Below are 17,986 nucleotides of genomic sequence, written 5' to 3' on the forward strand. Positions count from 1 at the left end.
TTGCGGTGGCGTTCGCCGCCGCGTACTCGCATCCGGGAGAACTCAGTTGAAAAAACGCAATGCAACAGTAGCCGTCGTTGGCGCAGGTGACTTCATCGGCGGCGAGATCGCCAAGAAATTCGCTGCGGAAGGTTTCACGGTCTTCGTGGGGCGCCGCCAGGGCGAGAAGCTCGAGCCGCTGATCAAGGAGATCGAGGCCGCGGGGGGCACCGTATTTGGGCGTGCTCTCGATGCGCGCAAGGAAGAGGAGATGGTGAAATTCATCGCCGACGCCGACGCCCATGCGCCGTTGGAGATCTGTGTTTTCAACATCGGTGCTAACGTCAACTTTCCGATCGTGGAGACGACCGAACGTGTGTTCCGCAAGGTCTGGGAGATGGCGTGTTACTCCGGCTTCCTGGCCGGCCGCGAGGCGGCGCGGGCGATGCTGGCGCGCGGAAAGGGCAACATCTTCTTCACGGGCGCGACGGCAAGCCTGCGGGGCGGCAACGGTTTCGCCGCTTTTGCCAGCGCCAAGTTCGGTCTCCGAGCCGTTGCGCAATCGATGGCCAGGGAGCTCGGCCCAAAGAACATTCACGTCGCGCACCTGATCATCGACTCGAGCGTGGATACGGAATGGGTGCGGCAGCTGATCACCAGCCGCGAAGGGCCGAAGGCGATGGAAAACCTCGATCCGAACCGTTTGATGCGGCCGGCTGCTGTCGCCGAGGCTTACTGGGCACTTTACCAGCAGCCGCGTGACGCATGGACGTTCGAGCACGAGATCCGGCCATTTGGCGAGAAGTGGTAGCTTGCCATGGAGCTGAATCTCTCTGCCGAAGATGCAGCCTTCCGCGATGAGGTTCGCTCCTTTATCGCGGAGCATTACCCCAAGGAAATGCGCGTCGCCAACCCGGAGACCGACCTGACCAAGGAGCAATCGCTTCTCTGGCACAAGATCCTACATAAGAAGGGTTGGATCGCGCCGCTCTGGCCGAAGGAGTATGGCGGACCCGGTTGGTCTCTCACCCAGCGCTTCATCTGGGACCAGGAGACCTCGCGTGCGGGGACGCTTCCTCCGCTCGCCTTCAGCGTGACGATGGTCGGCCCGGTCATCTACACGTTCGGGAAGGAGGCGCAGAAGGCGAGGTTCCTGCCACGCATATTGTCGGGCGAGGACTGGTGGTGCCAAGGCTACTCGGAGCCGGGTTCGGGGTCGGATCTAGCCTCGGTCAGGACCAAGGCGGTTCGTGATGGCGATCATTATGTCGTCAACGGGCACAAGACATGGACCACTCTCGCGCAGCACGCGGACTGGATCTTCTGCCTCGTCCGCACCGATCCGTCCGGGAAGCCCCAGGCAGGAATCTCGTTCCTGCTGATCGACATGAAAACGCCGGGTGTGACGGTTCGGCCGATCATCACGATCGACGGCTCACATGAGGTCAACGATGTCTTCCTTGAGGACGTGCGGGTGCCGATCGAGAATCTGATCGGCGAGGAGAACAAGGGCTGGACCTACGCAAAATTCCTCCTCGGCAACGAACGCACCAGCATGGCGGGTATTGGTCGTTCGACGCGGTACCTGCGGCGGCTCAAGGACATCGTCAGGGCGGAAATTCCCGAGGACGATCCGAGTTTCGCGGAGTTCATCCGTGAGATCGCCCGTGTCGAATTGGATGTGCTGGCCCTCGAAGCGACGGAATTGAGGGTTGTCGCGCAGATGTCGCGCGGTATCGATCCCGGCCCGGCCGCATCGCTCTTCAAGATCAGAGGCACCGAGATCTTCCAGCGCATTACCGACCTCACGCACCGCGCGATGGGCAATTACGGCGTTGCTCTTCGAGAGCATCCCGTCAGCGGGAACCGTTTCATGCCCGGGCCTGACTATGGGCATACGTCGGCGGAAAAATACCTCAACTCGCGCAAGCTCAGCATCTACGGCGGATCCAACGAGATTCAACGCAACATCATCGCGAAAGCCGTGCTCGGTCTTTGACCCGCACCAGGAGAGGCGTCCATGGACATCGAACTGACCGAAGACCAGGAATTGCTCCGCAACAGCGTGCAACGGTTCCTGAAGGATGAATACGGCTTCGATGACCGAGCGAAGATCGTCGCGGGCGAAGATGGTTGGAGTCGCGCGGTGTGGGCAAAGTTCGCCGACCTCGGTCTTCTGGCGGCACCGTTCGCGGAGGAATATGGCGGCCTCGGGAACGGCCCGCTGACGACCATGATCGTTATGCAGGAGTTCGGCCGCAGCCTCGTCGTCGAGCCATATTTCGAGACGGTCGTGCTGGCGGGAGGGCTAATCGAGGCATTGGGGACCGACGACCAACGCGGGGAATTGCTCGCCGAGATCGCAGCGGGCGAGGCGACGTGGGCGTTGGCCTGGGCCGAACCGGGATCTCGGTACAACCTCAACAAGGTATCGGTGTCTGCGGACCGAAGTGGTGATGACTACGTCCTGTCGGGAACGAAAGCCGCCGTGATCGGTGCTCCGTGGGCCGACCGGCTGATCGTCTCCGCGAGAACGTCCGGCCGAGATGGCGATCGTGACGGCGTGTCCCTGTTCATCGTCGACAGCCGGGCGGCCGGTCTACACATGCAAAGCTACCGGACGGTCGACGGCAGGCGCGCCGCCGAGGTCACGCTGAAGGATGTTCGCATCCCGGCGGTCAACCTGCTCGGACGCGAAGGCCAGGGAGTCGTCGCGCTCGAGAGCTGTCGCGACCGCGGCATCGGCGGACTGTGTGCCGAGGCTATAGGCGCAATGACCGAGCTGAATGCGGCGACGCTAGACTACAGCAAGACCCGCAAGCAATTCGGCGTGACCCTCGGATCGTTTCAGGTGCTGCAGCACAGAATGGTCGACATGTTTATCGCGCTGCAGGAAGCCGTCTCGTTGATGCAGCATCTGACCCTGACGCTGGCGTCCAACGACGCCCATGTCACGAAGCTCGCCTCCGGTGCGAAGACAAAGGTCGGATATGCTGCGCGCTTCATCGGCGAACAGGCGATCCAACTGCACGGTGGCATGGGCATGAGCGACGAGCTCAAGGTCGGTCACTATTTCAAACGTATCGGCGCCATCGACATCCAGTTCGGCGACCCCGCTTTCCATCTGATGCGATTCGCCCACGCCGCATGACGCGCGGTCACGCCCGTCCCATCCAGCCAAGGAAATAATAAATGACCGAAGCCGTAATCGTATCGACCGCCCGCACCCCGATAGGAAAGGCCTATAAGGGCGCGCTCAACAATACCGAAGGTGCGACCATGATGGGACACGCCATTTCGGCGGCGCTCATCCGCGCGAACATCATAGGCGGAGAGGTGGAGGACGTGGTGATGGGGTGCGCCATGCAGCAGGGCACGACGGGATCGAACATCGCCCGCAAGGCTCTGCTTCGCGCCGGTCTTTCTGTCACGGTCGCCGGCACCACCATCGACAGACAGTGTGCGTCGGGGCTCCAGGCGATCGCGCTTGCCGCCCGGTCGGTGATCTTCGACGGCGTAGAGGTCGCGGTCGGCGGAGGCGGTGAATCCATTAGCCTCGTCCAGAACGAACATATGAACCAGTGGCACGCGGTTGACCCAGAGCTGCTGGCGATCAAAGGCGACGCTTACATCGCAATGCTGGATACGGCCGAAAACGTCGCAAAACGCTACAACATCTCTCGGGACGCGCAGGACGAATACAGTCTCGAAAGTCAGCGCCGCACCGCAGCCGCGCAGCAGGCCGGCCGCTTCAATGACGAACTGGCGCCGATCAAGACGACGATGGTCGTGACTAACAAGGAGACCGGCGCCATCTCCTACAACGAGATCACGCTCTCGGCGGACGAGGGCCCGCGTCCTGACACGACCGCCGAGGGACTGGCCAAAGTCAAGCCGGCGAAAGGGCCGGGCTACTCCATCACTGGCGGCAACGCGAGCCAGCTATCGGACGGTGCCAGCGCCACCGTTATCATGAGCGACAAGCTCGCCGCCCAAAAGGGCCTAAAGCCGCTTGGCATCTTCCGCGGCTTTGTGTCGGCGGGCTGCGAGCCCGACGAGATGGGAATCGGCCCGATCTTCGCAGTGCCTCGCCTTCTCAAGCGCCATGGTCTCACGATCGACGACATCGACCTTTGGGAATTGAACGAGGCATTCGCGGTCCAGGTTATCTACTGCCGCGACACGCTCGGCATTGATCCCGAGAAGCTCAACGTCAACGGCGGCTCCATCGCTGTCGGTCACCCCTATGGCATGACCGGCGCGCGGCTGACGGGTCATGCGCTGATCGAGGGGCGTCGTCGCAAGGCGAAGTACGCGGTGGTCACGATGTGCGTAGGCGGCGGCATGGGTGCGGCCGGCCTGCTCGAAATCGTTCACTGATAATCAGAAACCTAAACAGCGAGAGTCGGAGACGATCATGAGAACCGCGATCACAGACCTGTTCGGGATCGAACATCCCATCATTCAAGGCGGCATGCACTATGTGGGCTTTGCCGAACTCGCCGCGGCCGTCTCGAACGCCGGTGGCCTCGGCATCATCACTGGATTGACCCAGCGGACGCCCGAGAACCTCGCGAAGGAAATCGCGCGCTGTCACGACATGACCGACAAACCGTTCGGCGTGAACCTCACGTTTCTGCCGACGTTCGACGCCCCGCCATATCCGGAATACATCGCCGCGATCAAGGAAGGTGGCATCAAGGCCGTCGAAACCGCTGGCCGAAGTCCTGAGCAGTACATGCCGGCCCTGAAGGAGGCGGGCATCAAAGTTATCCACAAATGCACATCCGTCCGCCATTCGTTGAAGGCGGAGAAGATCGGTTGCGACGCCGTCAGCGTCGACGGATTCGAATGCGGTGGTCATCCCGGCGAAGACGACATGCCAAACATGATTCTGCTGCCGCGCGCTGCCGAAGAACTGAAGATCCCGTTCGTTGCATCGGGAGGGATGGCCGACGCGCGTAGTCTGGTTGCGGCGCTCGCGATGGGCGCTGCGGGCATGAACATGGGCACCCGGTTCGTGGCAACCAAAGAGGCGCCCGTCCATCAGAACGTCAAGGATGCGATCGTCAAGGCGTCGGAACTCGATACGCGTCTAGTGATGCGCTCGCTGAGGAATACCGAGCGCGTTCTCAATAACGCCGGAGTCGAGCGGCTGATCGCAACCGAACAAGCTAAGGGCGACTCATTGGTCATCGGCGACATCATCAATGAAGTGGCGGGCGTGTATCCGAAAGTCATGGTCGACGGTGACATGGACGCCGGCGCCTGGAGCTGCGGCATGGTTGCGGGCCTCATCAACGACATCCCGACCGTCAAGGAACTGATCGATCGCATCATGGCGGACGCCGAACGCATCATCCGCCAGCGCTTGACCGGTTTTCTTAACGCCTCTGCCTGCGAACCCCTGCGCGCCGCAAGCTGAGGACGATGGCATGACGGATCATTTGAAGACGGATGTCGTCGATGGCGTGATGACGCTCACGATCTCGCGTCCCGAGAAGAAGAACGCGCTGACCGGAGCGATGTACGACGCGATGTCGGAAGGCCTCGAACGCGCCGAAAGGGATCCTGCCGTCAAGGTCGTTCTGTTTCAGGGCGACGGCGACAGCTTCACCTCCGGCAACGACTTGGCGGACTTTGCCGCCCAGTCCACGGCAAACGAAACCACTGACAGTCCCGCGTTTCGCTTTATCGGCAATTTAGCAAAGGCGACCAAGCCGCTCGTCGCGGCCGTCCAGGGAAACGCCGTTGGTGTCGGAACCACGATGCTCCTGCATTGCGATCTGGTCTACCTGGCGGAGAATGCGCGCCTGATCACGCCTTTCGTCAACTTGGCGCTGGTGCCCGAAGCCGCGTCGAGTTGGTTGCTCCCTTCGCGGATCGGGCACGTGAGGGCGTATGCCATGTTCGCGTTGGGAGAGCCGATGGATGCGGTAACCGCACTTCAATGCGGACTTGCCAATGCCGTCGTCCCTATCGGCGATGTTCGTGCGAGGGCGGCGACCGCCGCCCTGACTTTGACGCAGCGTCCGACAGGCGCACTTCGCCATACAAAGCTTTTGATGCGGGAGCAGCAGGAAATGGTTGAAAGGATCGCTGAAGAGAGCGCTCTTTTCAAAGAGCGGCTTCAGAGCGCGGAAGCTCGCGAGGCCTTCTCTGCCTTTGCAGAGAAGCGAAAGCCCGATTTCACGAAAGTCTAACTTGGCGGCTAGAGAGCTGCGCCGGCAATCCATGACGATGATCAAGCGCCGAAACGAGTGTGCCCCTGCTGTGCCCCAGCTTTTCCGGGGCACACTTTGAGGGAATAAGGCCGCTAAGTACTTGAATGTGATGGAATAATGGTGGGCGCACAAGGGATCGAACCTTGGACCTCTCCCGTGTGAAGGGAACGCTCTCCCGCTGAGCTATGCGCCCGGGATGCCGTACAGACCAAAAGGCCGGGCGGTAATGGCCCGGCGGGGACTGACGTCAGTGGCGCGATTTAGGGAATAGGGGGCGGGGGTGTCAAGCAAACCCTGCCGCAACTCCGCACAATAAGTCTCCCCATCCGGCCATGCGGGCGATTTGGGTTCCTGGCCCGTGATTTAGCCCGGCTGCGTGGCGCGGGAGGCATGGGACTGCAGCGCCCGGATCCGGTCGGCGAGGGTGCTGTTGGGGGCGAAACCTGCGTCATTGGCCGGGCGCGGCTGGGCCGCGGGCGCCGGAGCGGCGGCCAAAATTGCCTCGATGGGCGAATTCGGCCCTTCCAGTGTCATCGCCATTTTGGCCACTTCGGCGGCGATGTCGTTGATGCGCTCGCGCAGCAGCGCGTTTTCCATGCGCTCGGTGGCCCATGCGCTCTCGGCCTGCTGATGGACGCCGTTGAGGTCGCGCTGCAGCTTGGCGCGCTCCTCGCGGGCGGCGGCGAGCTCGGTCTCCACCGCGGCCTTCTCGGCGCGCAGCTTCTCGATGACGGGCGATCCCTTGGCGCCGTTCATGGCGGCGAGCTCGACGCGCAGGTCGCGCGCGATCTGTTCGGCGGCCTCATTGGCCTGACGCAACTGGCTGTTCTCGAAATCGCGTTCGGCCAGGATCTTGGTCTGGGTCGAGAGCTGGCTCTCGAGATCGGTGACGCGGGCGCCGAGCTGTTCGGCTTCGCGGACCTGAATGGTGAGCTGCTGATCGAGATCAGTCACGCGCTGGCTGAGATTCTCGACGCGCGCGCGCGCCTCAGTGAGTTCACGCGTTGCGGTGTCGGACTCGCCGCGCTGCAGCTCTAGTCGGTGCTGCGTATTGGCGAATTCCTTTTCGGCATCGCCGACGCGGCCCTTCAATTCCTCGACCTGCGCGCGCAGGGCGATGAGCTCGACCTGGCGGGTGTCGGCCACCATGGAGCGGTCCGAGAGGTCGTGGTTCAGCTTGGCGAGCTCGCTTTGCTTGTCGCTCAGGGCCTTTTCGGCGGCGCGCAACGCTTCCGTCTTGCTGGTGAAGTCGGCCTCGGTGAGGCCAAGCTTTTCCTTCACGGCGGCTTCACGGGCTTCCAGCGCGAAGATCGTGGCGTTCTTTTCGCCGAGCTCAAGCTTCATGCGGTTGATGGCGTCGGACTTCTTGCCGAGTTCGGCGAGCTGGCTGGTGGTCTTGTTCTTGAGCTGGTCGACGCTCATTTCCAGCCGGCGTGCCGCCATCGCGAATTCCGCGCGCAGTTGGTCCTTGTCGGCCTGGATTTCCGCCATCGACAGCGGCGTCGCGGCTTCGAGCCGGCGGGTGGTAAGGCGGACGGCGCGGTTGTGCACCAGCGGCATGATCATCAGGCCGCAGAGCATCGAGATCAGAAAACCGATCGCCAGATACATGATCGGTTCAACCATGACGAATGCTCCCACGCTCTCAAAATGCAGCGGTTAGCATGCCACGGCACCGCCGGCAAAGACAGCGTAACGCCTCGTTAACCTTTATTCAGCCGTTCAGAAGCGCTTGATCGCGCGCCTTTCCGATCGAAGAGGTTAGAACGGGTTCCAGGTCGCGCTGGGGGTATATTTGAGATAGCCGATATTGGCGCCGAGCCGCAGGCCGAGACCCGAACGGATCGGCACCAGCACGACATTGTTGGCAGTCAGTGCCGTCATACCGAAGCCGCCGATGATGTAGGCGGAGCCGTCGATACCGGCGAAGCGCTGATAGATCGCCTGGGTGGCGGGCAGGTTATAGACCAGCGTCATGGTACGGGCGCCGTCGCCGCCCCAGTCGAAGCCGACCGAGGGACCTTGCCAGTAGACGCGCAGATCGCCGGCATTCTTCGTATAGAGCGTACCTTCGCCGTAACGGAGGCCTGCCACGATCGCGCCGCTGCCTTCCTCGCCCAGAATATAACCGTTCGGCAGCCCCCACTGGCTGACAGCCTTCTCGATCACCGAGGCGAGGCCGCGCGAGACATTGCCGAAAAACCGGTGTCCGGCCGTCATGAGTTCTTCGGACCGGTAGGTGTCCGGTGCGGCCTGGCCGCGCGGTGATTGCTGCGCAGAAGCCGGCGAGAAGGCGAGCGTGAACGTGGCTAGCGCGACCGCTGCCAGGCGTGATGCGAAGGTCATGAAAAGAACCCCTGGTATTTCAAATTTGCGACCGCGGCTTTAACCGGATGCTGAGAAGCACGGTTTAACTCTGCAGTCATTGTCCCCGACTCCCTATACTATCGGTATCAACTATGACGGCACAACGGCGGGAATTGTCAGGCTGGAGCCGTGGAATTGCCTTGATTCTGCTGCTGGCGGCCGCTCTGGTCCCGGCGGGCGCGCAGGCTGCGACCAGTGAGCGCGTGGTCACTGACCGATATACGGGTCTCGCAATCAGCGGTTTCGATCCGGTGGCCTATTTCACCGAAGGCCGCCCGACGCTGGGGCAGCCGGACTTCGAAATGTCGGAAGAGGGCACGGTCTGGCGCTTCCGCAATGAGGGCAACCGCGCCTCCTTCGCCGCGCATCCGGACATCTACGGTCCGCAATTCGGTGGCTATGATCCTGTCGACGTCGCCCGCGGGGTCGCCTTCGCCGGCAATCCGCGTTTGTGGCTCATTACGGGCGAACGCCTTTACCTGTTCGGCCGGGAGGAAACCCGCGACGCCTTTGCTGCGGCACCGGCCAAATATCTGCCCGGCGCGCGCAAGCGCTGGCCGGGCGTGCAGGATATCCTGGCGAAATAATGCGGGTTCAGCCGCGCGCGCTCGCGGTGGGATCACCCCAGGCGATGAATTCCGGCACGATGAAGTCTTCCCGGTTGCCGCCGAAGCGAACCGCCTTGCCAAAGGTGTCGGTCACCTTGCCACCTGCGGCCACCACCACGGCATGGCCGGCGGCCACATCCCATTCGCAGGTCGGCGCCAGCCGCGGATAGATGTCGGCCTGGCCCTCGGCCACGCGACAGAATTTCAGCGCCGAGCCGAACTCCTGTCTGACAGCACCGGGGCGGCTGGCGATGAAAGCTTCGGTTCGCTGGTCGCCATGGGAACGGCTGACCGCAGCGGTCCACGCCGCGCCCGGAGCAGGCGCAGCGCGGGTCTGGATCGGTGTGACCTTGCGGATGGACAGGTCTGGTGCGAGTTCGACACGTTCGGCGCCGCGCCCGACCAGCCCGCGCCAGATCAGCCCGAGGGCGGGGGCACCGACAATACCCAGCAGCGGAGTGCCATCGACGATCAATGCAATATTGACGGTGAACTCCTGACGGCCGGCGACGAATTCCTTGGTGCCGTCGAGCGGGTCGATCAGGAACAGGGTGCCGGCATAAGGCGGTGTCGCCAGGTGCAGGCGCTCTTCGGACAGCGACGGGATTCCCGGAAACAGCCGGGCCAGTCCTTCGCCGATGACATGGTCGGCCGCGAGATCGGCTTCGGTCACGGGCGAGCCGTCCGCCTTGCCATCCACGGTCATGACAGTGCGGTTGACCTTGAGGATAGCTGCGCCGGCCTGTGCGGCGAGCTCGGTCAGCGGCGCCATCAGGGTGGCAGCCCGCGCGGCATCCATGCGAGGTCGCGAATCATCCGTCATCGGGAAGCCTTGATCCTCTGCATGTCATCCCCGTTCATTTCTACGCTTGGGCGCTGCGCCGGTGGACTTTGCCAGCCCTGGTGTGGTCGCGCCACCATCTGCGGTGTATCTAACCGTAAAGCAAATGCTTGATTCGCCGTTCATTCTGTGTGGCCCCAGGAGCGCATTTCATGTCCGACACTCCCACGCCAGGTCCGGCCCCCGATGCCCTCGAACTCGCGGCATTGCTCTGCTCGCGGGTCTGCCACGACCTGATCAGCCCCGTGGGCGCCATCGTCAACGGGTTGGAAGTGCTCGATGACAATCCCAAGCCGGAAGACAAGGAATTCGCGCTCGATCTGATCCGGAAAAGCGCCAAGACCGCATCGGCCCGGCTGCAGTTCTGCCGGCTCGCCTTCGGCGCCGCCGGTTCCGCTGGCGCGCAGATCGATCTCGGCGACGCGCAGACCATGTCGCGCGGTCATCTTGAAGACGCCAAGACCAAGATCGAATGGAATCTGCCGCGGCTTCTGCTGCCGAAGAACAAGGTCAAGCTGCTGCTCAACATGCTGGTAATCGCGCAGCAGACGATTCCGCGCGGCGGCGTGCTCAAGATCGATGGCATCGGCGAAGGTGAGCCGCAGGGTTTCAAGATCACGGCCGCAGGCCTCAACGCGCGCCTGCCGCAGGCCATCGTCGATATGCTGGCCTCGGAACAAGTTGGCAGCATCGATGCCCATGCCGTGCAGCCTTACTACACGCGGCTGCTGGCGCAGGCTTGCGGCCTCAAGGTGACCTTGGTGCCCGAAGGCGACGCCATCGTCGTCACCGCGATCTGATCGCAAACTCATTCAACTCTTAATGAACTCTTTACGAGTCCGCCGTTTGGCGGGCTCGTACGTGTGCGAGCATATAGCTAAATGTCGCATTCATTGTTTTTGGGAATGCTCAACTAATATTAAACGCTTTGCGGGGAAAGTAGCCAGACTTCGAAAGGCGTAGCGAAAGTCGCGAGCCTGGAGTGTGAAGGCCTATTTTCATGGATGATCTTCTCCGCGAGTTTTTGACGGAAACCAACGAGAGCCTGGATACGGTTGACAATCAGCTGGTCCGCTTCGAACAGGACCCGAATAACGCGAAAATTCTCGATAATATTTTTCGCCTGGTTCACACCATCAAAGGCACGTGCGGATTTCTCGGACTGCCCCGTCTCGAAGCCCTGGCCCACGCCGCCGAGACATTGATGGGCAAATTCCGCGATGGAATGCCGGTTACCGGAGAGGCGGTTACGCTCATCCTGACCACGATCGATCGCATCAAGGAAATTCTCAGTCAGCTCGAAGCCACGGAAGTGGAGCCGGAAGGCGTCGACGAAGATCTGATTGGCGAACTGCATCACATGGTCGAAAAAGGCATGGAATCGATGACGGAATCTGCTCCTCCGATCGCACCGGAAGCGCCTGTCGTGGCCGAGTCGGCCCCGTTGGTCGTTCCGACCTTGGAGCGTGAATTGCGCCCAGGCGAAGTCTCGCTCGAAGAGCTTGAGCGCGCCTTCCAGGAAACCGCCATCGAAGTGGCACCGCCCGTAGCAGCTGCTGCGCCTGCGCCTGCAGCGCCCGTCGCGCCGCCGGCTCCGGTTGCTGAAAAGCCCGCCGCGCCGAAGGCTGCTGCTCCGAAGCCTGCCGCCAAGAAGACCGCAGTCGAGGTCGACCAGCCAGAAGCTGACAAGGTCGCGAACCAGTCAATCCGCGTGAACGTCGACACGCTCGAACATCTGATGACCATGGTCTCGGAGCTGGTGCTGACCCGCAACCAGCTGCTGGAAATCAGCCGTCGTCATGAAGACACCGAATTCAAGGTGCCGCTGCAGCGCCTGTCCACCGTGACCGCCGAACTGCAGGACGGCGTCATGAAGACCCGCATGCAGCCGATCGGCAATGCCTGGCAGAAGTTGCCGCGTATCGTGCGCGATCTGGCCGGCGAACTCGGCAAGCAGATCGAACTCGAGATGCACGGCGCCGATACCGAACTCGATCGCCAGGTGCTCGACCTTATCAAGGATCCGCTCACCCACATGGTGCGCAACTCGGCGGATCACGGCCTCGAAACGCCGGCTGAGCGCGCTGCCGAAGGCAAGCCGGAGCAGGGCACGATCCGTCTGTCCGCCTATCACGAAGGCGGCCACATCCTGATCTGCATCGCCGACAACGGCCGCGGCCTCAACACCGAGCGGATCAAGGCGAAGGCGATTTCGAACGGTCTGGCCACCGAAGCCGATATCGAGAAGATGTCGGAAGCCCAGATTCACAAGTTCATCTTCGCACCGGGCTTCTCGACTGCAGCTGCAGTTACCAGCGTCTCCGGCCGCGGCGTCGGCATGGACGTGGTGCGCACCAATATCGATCAGATCGGCGGCACCATCGACATCAAGTCGGTCGCCGGCGAGGGCTCCAGTGTCACCATCAAGATCCCGCTCACGCTGGCCATCGTGTCGGCGCTGATCGTCGAAGCCGGTGGTGATCGCTTCGCGATCCCGCAGCTCGCGGTCGTCGAACTGGTGCGTGCGCGCGCCAACTCCGAACATCGCATCGAGCGCATCAAGGACACCCCGGTACTCCGTCTGCGCAACAAGTTGCTGCCGCTGATGCATCTGAAGAAGCTGCTGCAGATCGATGACGGCTCGTCGGCCGATCCGGAGAACGGCTTCATCGTCGTGACCCAGGTGGGCAACCAGACCTTCGGCATCGTCGTCGATGGCGTCTTCCACACCGAAGAAATCGTCGTCAAGCCGATGTCCACCAAGCTCCGTCACATCGGCATGTTCTCCGGCAACACCATCCTGGGCGATGGCGCGGTGATCATGATTGTCGATCCGAACGGCATCGCACAGGAGCTTGGTGCTCTGGCATCCAACGCTCACGAGATTGCCGACGAGAACGCCGCAATGCGCGCGATGAATGCAGAACAGCTGACGTCGCTGCTGGTCTTCCGCGCCGGCTCCGCACAGCCCAAGGCGGTGCCGCTCGGTCTCGTCACGCGTCTCGAAGAAGTGGGCGTTGACAAGGTCGAGCTGTCGAACGGCCGTTACATGGTCCAGTATCGCGATCAGCTGATGCCGCTGGTGCAGATGGAAGGCGTGACCGTCCGTACGTCGGGTACCCAGCCAATCCTCGTTTTCGCAGACGACGGTCGCTCGATGGGTCTCGTCGTCGACGAAATCGTCGATATCGTCGAAGAGCGGCTGCATATCGAAGTGGCCAGCGGTCGCGAGGGAATCCTCGGCTCCGCTGTCATCAAGGGTCTCGCGACCGAAGTGATCGACGTCGGTCACTTCCTGCCGATGGCTTTCGCCGATTGGTTCTCGCGTAAGGAAATGCGTGTCTCGGCAACCGCCCAATCGGTGCTGCTGGTCGACGACTCCGCGTTCTTCCGCAACATGCTCTCCCCCGTGCTCAAGGCTGCCGGCTACAAGGTACGCGTCGCCACCAACGCCCAGGAAGGTTTGTCATTCCTGCGCTCGGGTCAGGAGGTCGACGTAATCCTTACCGACATCGAAATGCCGGATATGAACGGCTTCGAATTCGCCGAGACCATCCGTGCGGATCAGAAACTCAGCCACACGCCGATCATTGCTCTCTCGGCGATGATCTCGCCGGCTGCCATCGAGCGCGGTCGCCTCGCAGGTTTCCATGACTACGTCGCCAAGTTCGATCGCCCCGGCCTGATTGCGGCGCTCAAAGAACAGACCACTGAAGTTCGCCAGGCTGCGTGAGGGAAATCGCAATGACCACCGCCACTACGACCACCACCACCACCAAGGCTCCGAGCGCTGACGGCGCGATCACCGAATACGTGACCACCATGATCGGTGGACAGCTGTTCGGCATGCCGATCTCGCGCGTGCAGGACGTGTTCATGCCCGAGCGTCTGACCCGCGTGCCGCTGTCCTCCAGCGACGTCGCCGGCGTGCTCAATCTGCGCGGTCGAATTGTGACCGCGATCGACATGCGTTCGCGCCTTGGCCTGCCGAAGAACGATGACGGCAAGCCGCCGATGGCTGTGGGCGTCGATCTCCGCGGTGAATCCTACGGCTTGCTGATCGATTCGATCGGCGAAGTCCTGAAGCTTGCCGATGAGAGCCGTGAGGTGAATCCGGTCAATCTGGATCCGCGCATGGCCAAGATGGCCGATGGCGTCCATCGTCTCGATGGGCAACTGATGGTCGTACTCGACGTTGATCGCATCCTTGAAATCTCGCCTGACAAGCTGGCCGCCTAAGACCAGCACTTGGACAATTTTGTCCGCGGTGAAAATGAGGCTCACATGAAGACATGTCTGGTTGTCGATGACTCCAGTGTCATCCGTAAGGTCGCCCGTCGGATTCTCGAAGGTCTCGATTTCGAGATTACCGAAGCTGAAGACGGCGAGAAAGCGCTCGAAATCTGCAAGCAGAACCTGCCGGACGCTGTTCTGCTTGATTGGAACATGCCGGTGATGGATGGCTACGAGTTCCTCCGTAACCTGCGCCGCATGCCTGGCGGTGACGTTCCAAAGGTCGTGTTCTGCACGACCGAAAACGATGTGGCCCACATCGCGCGCGCTCTGCATGCCGGCGCGAACGAATACATCATGAAACCGTTCGACAAGGAAATCGTGTCGGCGAAGTTTCAGGAAGTCGGCCTGATCTAAGTTCTACGCCGGAATTGCGTATTCCACTTCCGGCGCCCGCCTTTTTGTTTGTGCATTTGTTTTGTCAGTGCATTTGTCGCGTTGTGTTGCGTCCGGTGAGTTCATGAGTGTTGATGTGATAAGTCCTCCTGTTGTCGATTCGCGGTATGAGCCACTGCGAGTCATGGTGGTGGACGACTCCGTCGTCATTCGCGGCCTGATCTCGCGCTGGATCGAGGCCGAGCCTGACATGGCCGTCGCGGCGTCGCTTCGTACTGGTCTCGATGCCGTCAACCAGATCGAGCGCATCAATCCCGACGTTGCGATTCTCGATATTGAAATGCCGGAGCTCGATGGCATTTCGGCGCTGCCGCAGCTGCTGGCGAAGAAGCGGAATCTCATTATCATCATGGCGTCGACGCTGACCCGCCGCAACGCGGAAATCAGCTTCAAGGCGATGTCGCTCGGCGCCGCCGACTACATTCCGAAACCGGAGAGCACCCGGGAGATTTCCGCAGCCGACATCTTCAAGCACGACCTGTTGCAGAAGATCCGTCATCTTGGCGCGAAGGTTCGCCGCCTGAAGTCGGCGACGACGCCGTCGATCGTGCCAGCTCCCGCGGCGCGTGAGGCTGCACCGTCTTTCAAGTCCGTGACATCAGTCGCCGCGCAGGCGCAGCTCGTGAAGCGTCCTTTCAGCGCCACGATGCCACGCGCGCTGCTGATCGGTTCGTCCACTGGTGGTCCGCAGGCCCTGATGACGCTGGTTGCCGAAATCGGCGCCGTGATCGACAAGGTGCCGGTGCTGATCACGCAGCATATGCCGCCGACCTTTACGACCATTCTCGCCGAACATCTTGCGCGCGCCAGCAAGCGTCCGGCTCGCGAAGGTGTCGATGGTGAGATCGTCAAGGCTGGTCAGATCTACCTTGCGCCGGGCGGCAAGCATATGCGCGCCGTCAAGCAGGGTGCCAACATCGCCATCGCGCTCGATGACGGTCCGCCGGTGAATTTCTGCAAGCCTGCTGTCGATCCGCTGTTCACGTCTGCCATCGACGTCTGGCACGGCGCCATTCTCGCCGTCGTGCTGACAGGCATGGGTTCGGACGGCATGCGCGGCGGCAAGGATATCGTCGCGGCTGGCGGCAATGTCATCGCGCAGGACGAAGCATCGAGCGTGGTGTGGGGTATGCCCGGCGCTGCCGCCAATGCGGGCATCTGCTCGGCTATCCTGCCGCTCAATCAAATCGGTTCGAAAGTGGTTCGTCTTTTCTCGGGAGATCGGTCATGACACCGGCAGACTATGATTTCCTGCGCAAGTTCCTAAAGGAGCGCTCGGGTCTCGATCTGTCTGCTGACAAGCAGTATCTGGTCGAAAGCCGGCTGATGCCGCTCGCGCGCAAGGCCAACCTGTCGGGCATTGAAGAGTTGGTTCAGAAGATCAAGAACGGCTCGTCCACGGTTGCGTCCGAGGTGGTCGAGGCGATGACCACCAACGAGACCTTCTTCTTCCGCGACAAGCTTCCATTCGACCATCTGCGCGACGTCGTGCTGCCGGAGATGATCCAGGCACGTGCCGCCCGCAAGAGCCTGCGGATCTGGTGTGCGGCTGCGTCCACCGGTCAGGAGCCGTATTCGATCGCGATGACCATCAAGGAAATGAGCGCCCAGCTCGCCGGATGGCGGATCGAGATCATCGGCACAGATATCTCGCAGCAGGTGCTCGAGAAGTCGAAGTCGGGCATCTACACCCAGTTCGAAGTGCAGCGCGGATTGCCGATCCAGCTGCTGGTCAAATACTTCAAGCAGACCGGCGAGATGTGGCAGATCAATCCGGAGATCCGGTCGATGATCCAGTACAAGCCGCTCAATCTGCTGCAGGACTTCTCCAGCATGGGCAAGTTCGACATCGTCTTCTGCCGCAACGTGCTGATCTATTTCGATCAGGAGATGAAGACGCAGATCTTTGGCCGCCTTGCCAAGTGCACGGAGCCTGATGGCTTCCTGGCGCTGGGCGCCGCAGAGACCGTTGTCGGTCTAACCGACGCGTTCAAGCCGCATGCCGACAAGCGTGGTCTGTACCGCCCGAACGTTTTGCGTGCCGCACCGTCGATCGTGCCGAGCATGACACCTGTGGGTCTGAAGGCCGCTGCTTCGCCGGCACGCTGAGCGCCGTCACAGGATCGCGTGCGGAATGAAGCGCGACATGTTGCCGGTGATCGGATTCTCATCCTCGCGGATCGAGAGCCCGCATGGCACCTCATCGACCAGCCAGCTGCCCAGCACCGGATACTGATCCGCAAAGTTCGGCAGCGGCATCAGCATCTGCCGGATGAAACCTTCTTCGCCATAGGGACCGGGCTGCGCATCGATGGCGCTGCCGCCGCTCACCAGCGTGACATTGGCGCCTTCGCGCGAATAGAGCGGCTTGCGCACATAGGATGTGCCGAGCTCAGCGGCTGCAGCATCATCGTCGAAATAGGCCGGCAGCAGGTTCGGGTGGTTCGGAAACATCGCCCATAGCAGCGGCAAGATACCCTTGTTGGACAGAATGGCTTTCCACGGTGGCTCGATCCAGCGTGTCGATGCGCCTTTCAGACGGCCGCCGTATTCCTCACGGAACATCCATTCCCAGGGATAGAGTTTGAACATCAGGTCGATCGGCTGGTCCTTGAGATCGACGAAGTGCCCGGTGTCGGCATAACCGATGTCCTTGATGTCGATCAGCGCCGGTGTGAGGCCGCCTTGCTGCGCGACATCGGCGAGATACTGCACCGTGCCGCGGTCCTCGGCATTGTCCATGGCGGCTGCGAGATGAATGGCTTTGTCGGCGCCGATCTTGCGCCAGGCCTCGATAAGCCGCTCATGCAGCGAGTTGTATTGATCGGCCCGCTTCGGGATGATCTGGCGCTCGATCGCCTGTTCGAGCCAGGTCCATTGAAACACCGCGGCCTCGAACAGTGAGGTTGGCGTGTCCGCATTGTATTCGAGCAGCTTTGCCGGACCTTTGCCGTCGAACTGGAAATCGAAGCGGCCGTAGAGGCTGGGATCGCTCCGTTGCCAGCTTGCGGCGATGAAGGTCCAGTAGGCCTGCGGGATCTTCAGCAGCCGCAGATAGCGCTCATCCTTGACCGCACGGCTCACCAGCTCGCGGCACATCGCGTTGAGTTCGGCGGTCGGGGCCTCGATCTGACGCTCGATCTCATCCAGCGTGAAAGCGTAGTAGGCGCGCTCGTCCCAATAGCGATCGCCGGCCTCGGTATGAAATACGAAGCCCGTCGCAGCCGCGGTGGCCTGCCAATCGTCACGCTCGGAACATGCGATGCGTTGCATGAGAA

Annotated in this window: 17 protein-coding genes and 1 tRNA gene; 13 read left to right on the forward strand and 5 right to left on the reverse strand. The window is 61.7% G+C overall.

Annotation, left to right across the window (positions count from 1 at the left end; translation table 11 throughout):
• Window positions 1-46: 46 nt before the first annotated feature.
• Genes AB8A50_RS29850 through AB8A50_RS29875 form a run of 6 tightly spaced genes read left to right on the forward strand, consistent with a single transcriptional unit; the run spans window position 47 to window position 6,182 of the window.
• Window positions 47-790, forward strand: a complete 744-nt coding sequence (locus AB8A50_RS29850; protein WP_089267531.1) for an SDR family NAD(P)-dependent oxidoreductase — start codon at window positions 47-49, stop codon at window positions 788-790.
• Window positions 791-796: 6 nt separating this feature from the next.
• Window positions 797-1,978 carry an acyl-CoA dehydrogenase family protein gene (locus AB8A50_RS29855; RefSeq protein ID WP_120288904.1) on the forward strand — a complete coding sequence of 394 codons (1,182 nt, stop codon included), beginning with the start codon at window positions 797-799 and terminating at the stop codon, window positions 1,976-1,978.
• 21 nt (window positions 1,979-1,999) lie between these two features.
• Window positions 2,000-3,130, forward strand: a complete 1,131-nt coding sequence (locus AB8A50_RS29860; protein WP_439070653.1) for an acyl-CoA dehydrogenase family protein — start codon at window positions 2,000-2,002, stop codon at window positions 3,128-3,130.
• Between the two features lie 41 nt (window positions 3,131-3,171).
• Window positions 3,172-4,359, forward strand: a complete 1,188-nt coding sequence (locus tag AB8A50_RS29865; RefSeq protein WP_439079880.1) for an acetyl-CoA C-acyltransferase — start codon at window positions 3,172-3,174, stop codon at window positions 4,357-4,359.
• Window positions 4,360-4,396: 37 nt separating this feature from the next.
• Window positions 4,397-5,404: an NAD(P)H-dependent flavin oxidoreductase gene (locus AB8A50_RS29870; protein ID WP_439080059.1), complete on the forward strand. Its 1,008-nt coding sequence runs from the start codon at window positions 4,397-4,399 to the stop codon at window positions 5,402-5,404.
• Window positions 5,405-5,414: 10 nt separating this feature from the next.
• Window positions 5,415-6,182: an enoyl-CoA hydratase gene (locus AB8A50_RS29875; RefSeq protein WP_089267526.1), complete on the forward strand. Its 768-nt coding sequence runs from the start codon at window positions 5,415-5,417 to the stop codon at window positions 6,180-6,182.
• Between the two features lie 139 nt (window positions 6,183-6,321).
• Here AB8A50_RS29875 and AB8A50_RS29880 read toward each other — a convergent pair.
• The 3 genes from AB8A50_RS29880 to AB8A50_RS29890 form a co-directional block, all read right to left on the reverse strand.
• Window positions 6,322-6,396 (reverse strand) — tRNA-Val (locus AB8A50_RS29880).
• Window positions 6,397-6,566: 170 nt separating this feature from the next.
• The gene (locus tag AB8A50_RS29885) at window positions 6,567-7,829 is read right to left on the reverse strand and encodes a hypothetical protein (protein ID WP_439079881.1); all 1,263 of its coding nucleotides are present in this window, start codon (window positions 7,827-7,829) and stop codon (window positions 6,567-6,569) included.
• A gap of 135 nt (window positions 7,830-7,964) precedes the next feature.
• Complete coding sequence (locus AB8A50_RS29890; RefSeq protein WP_068737140.1) at window positions 7,965-8,549, reverse strand: DUF1134 domain-containing protein; 585 nt, start codon at window positions 8,547-8,549, stop codon at window positions 7,965-7,967.
• A 113-nt stretch (window positions 8,550-8,662) separates the two neighbouring features.
• Here AB8A50_RS29890 and AB8A50_RS29895 point away from each other — a divergent pair, with 113 nt between their 5' ends.
• Window positions 8,663-9,157, forward strand: coding sequence for a YHS domain-containing (seleno)protein (locus tag AB8A50_RS29895; protein ID WP_176454721.1), 495 nt, complete (start codon window positions 8,663-8,665; stop codon window positions 9,155-9,157).
• A gap of 7 nt (window positions 9,158-9,164) precedes the next feature.
• Here AB8A50_RS29895 and cysQ read toward each other — a convergent pair whose 3' ends face one another.
• Window positions 9,165-10,001 carry a 3'(2'),5'-bisphosphate nucleotidase CysQ gene (cysQ, locus tag AB8A50_RS29900; protein ID WP_439079882.1) on the reverse strand — a complete coding sequence of 279 codons (837 nt, stop codon included), beginning with the start codon at window positions 9,999-10,001 and terminating at the stop codon, window positions 9,165-9,167.
• A gap of 170 nt (window positions 10,002-10,171) precedes the next feature.
• On the opposite strand from cysQ, the gene chpT reads away from it, so the two are divergent.
• From chpT to AB8A50_RS29930, 6 genes are all read left to right on the forward strand, one after another.
• On the forward strand, window positions 10,172-10,819 hold the full coding sequence (gene chpT, locus AB8A50_RS29905) for a histidine phosphotransferase ChpT (protein ID WP_068737134.1): 648 nt from the start codon (window positions 10,172-10,174) through the stop codon (window positions 10,817-10,819).
• Between the two features lie 200 nt (window positions 10,820-11,019).
• A complete protein-coding gene (locus tag AB8A50_RS29910) occupies window positions 11,020-13,752 on the forward strand; it encodes a hybrid sensor histidine kinase/response regulator (protein WP_439070657.1) in 2,733 nt (910 codons plus the stop codon).
• 11 nt (window positions 13,753-13,763) lie between these two features.
• On the forward strand, window positions 13,764-14,258 hold the full coding sequence (locus AB8A50_RS29915; RefSeq protein WP_120288931.1) for a chemotaxis protein CheW: 495 nt from the start codon (window positions 13,764-13,766) through the stop codon (window positions 14,256-14,258).
• Between the two features lie 45 nt (window positions 14,259-14,303).
• Window positions 14,304-14,669, forward strand: a complete 366-nt coding sequence (locus AB8A50_RS29920; RefSeq protein ID WP_068737128.1) for a response regulator — start codon at window positions 14,304-14,306, stop codon at window positions 14,667-14,669.
• A 103-nt stretch (window positions 14,670-14,772) separates the two neighbouring features.
• Window positions 14,773-15,939 carry a protein-glutamate methylesterase/protein-glutamine glutaminase gene (locus tag AB8A50_RS29925; RefSeq protein WP_093760980.1) on the forward strand — a complete coding sequence of 389 codons (1,167 nt, stop codon included), beginning with the start codon at window positions 14,773-14,775 and terminating at the stop codon, window positions 15,937-15,939.
• On the forward strand, window positions 15,936-16,817 hold the full coding sequence (locus AB8A50_RS29930; RefSeq protein WP_439079883.1) for a CheR family methyltransferase: 882 nt from the start codon (window positions 15,936-15,938) through the stop codon (window positions 16,815-16,817). Before AB8A50_RS29925 ends, AB8A50_RS29930 begins: the two co-directional genes overlap by 4 nt.
• Window positions 16,818-16,823: 6 nt before the next feature.
• Here the strand turns inward: AB8A50_RS29930 and AB8A50_RS29935 are convergent, their stop codons facing one another.
• Window positions 16,824-17,981 carry a glutathionylspermidine synthase family protein gene (locus AB8A50_RS29935; protein ID WP_439079884.1) on the reverse strand — a complete coding sequence of 386 codons (1,158 nt, stop codon included), beginning with the start codon at window positions 17,979-17,981 and terminating at the stop codon, window positions 16,824-16,826.
• Window positions 17,982-17,986: the final 5 nt, after the last annotated feature.

Source organism: Tardiphaga sp. 841_E9_N1_2, from assembly GCF_051811065.1.
Classification (GTDB): Bacteria; Pseudomonadota; Alphaproteobacteria; order Rhizobiales; family Xanthobacteraceae; genus Tardiphaga; species Tardiphaga robiniae.

Bases quoted from the DNA above. Each gene is read 5' to 3' on its own strand.
- AB8A50_RS29855 (WP_120288904.1), top strand. From the start codon at position 797: ATGGAGCTGAATCTCTCTGCCGAAGATGCAGCCTTCCGCGATGAGGTT.
- AB8A50_RS29860 (WP_439070653.1), top strand. From the start codon at position 2,000: ATGGACATCGAACTGACCGAAGACCAGGAATTGCTCCGCAACAGCGTG.
- AB8A50_RS29865 (WP_439079880.1), top strand. From the start codon at position 3,172: ATGACCGAAGCCGTAATCGTATCGACCGCCCGCACCCCGATAGGAAAG.
- AB8A50_RS29870 (WP_439080059.1), top strand. From the start codon at position 4,397: ATGAGAACCGCGATCACAGACCTGTTCGGGATCGAACATCCCATCATT.
- AB8A50_RS29875 (WP_089267526.1), top strand. From the start codon at position 5,415: ATGACGGATCATTTGAAGACGGATGTCGTCGATGGCGTGATGACGCTC.
- AB8A50_RS29885 (WP_439079881.1), bottom strand. From the start codon at position 7,829: ATGGTTGAACCGATCATGTATCTGGCGATCGGTTTTCTGATCTCGATG.
- AB8A50_RS29890 (WP_068737140.1), bottom strand. From the start codon at position 8,549: ATGACCTTCGCATCACGCCTGGCAGCGGTCGCGCTAGCCACGTTCACG.
- AB8A50_RS29895 (WP_176454721.1), top strand. From the start codon at position 8,663: ATGACGGCACAACGGCGGGAATTGTCAGGCTGGAGCCGTGGAATTGCC.
- cysQ (WP_439079882.1), bottom strand. From the start codon at position 10,001: ATGACGGATGATTCGCGACCTCGCATGGATGCCGCGCGGGCTGCCACC.
- chpT (WP_068737134.1), top strand. From the start codon at position 10,172: ATGTCCGACACTCCCACGCCAGGTCCGGCCCCCGATGCCCTCGAACTC.
- AB8A50_RS29910 (WP_439070657.1), top strand. From the start codon at position 11,020: ATGGATGATCTTCTCCGCGAGTTTTTGACGGAAACCAACGAGAGCCTG.
- AB8A50_RS29915 (WP_120288931.1), top strand. From the start codon at position 13,764: ATGACCACCGCCACTACGACCACCACCACCACCAAGGCTCCGAGCGCT.
- AB8A50_RS29920 (WP_068737128.1), top strand. From the start codon at position 14,304: ATGAAGACATGTCTGGTTGTCGATGACTCCAGTGTCATCCGTAAGGTC.
- AB8A50_RS29925 (WP_093760980.1), top strand. From the start codon at position 14,773: ATGAGTGTTGATGTGATAAGTCCTCCTGTTGTCGATTCGCGGTATGAG.
- AB8A50_RS29930 (WP_439079883.1), top strand. From the start codon at position 15,936: ATGACACCGGCAGACTATGATTTCCTGCGCAAGTTCCTAAAGGAGCGC.
- AB8A50_RS29935 (WP_439079884.1), bottom strand. From the start codon at position 17,981: ATGCAACGCATCGCATGTTCCGAGCGTGACGATTGGCAGGCCACCGCG.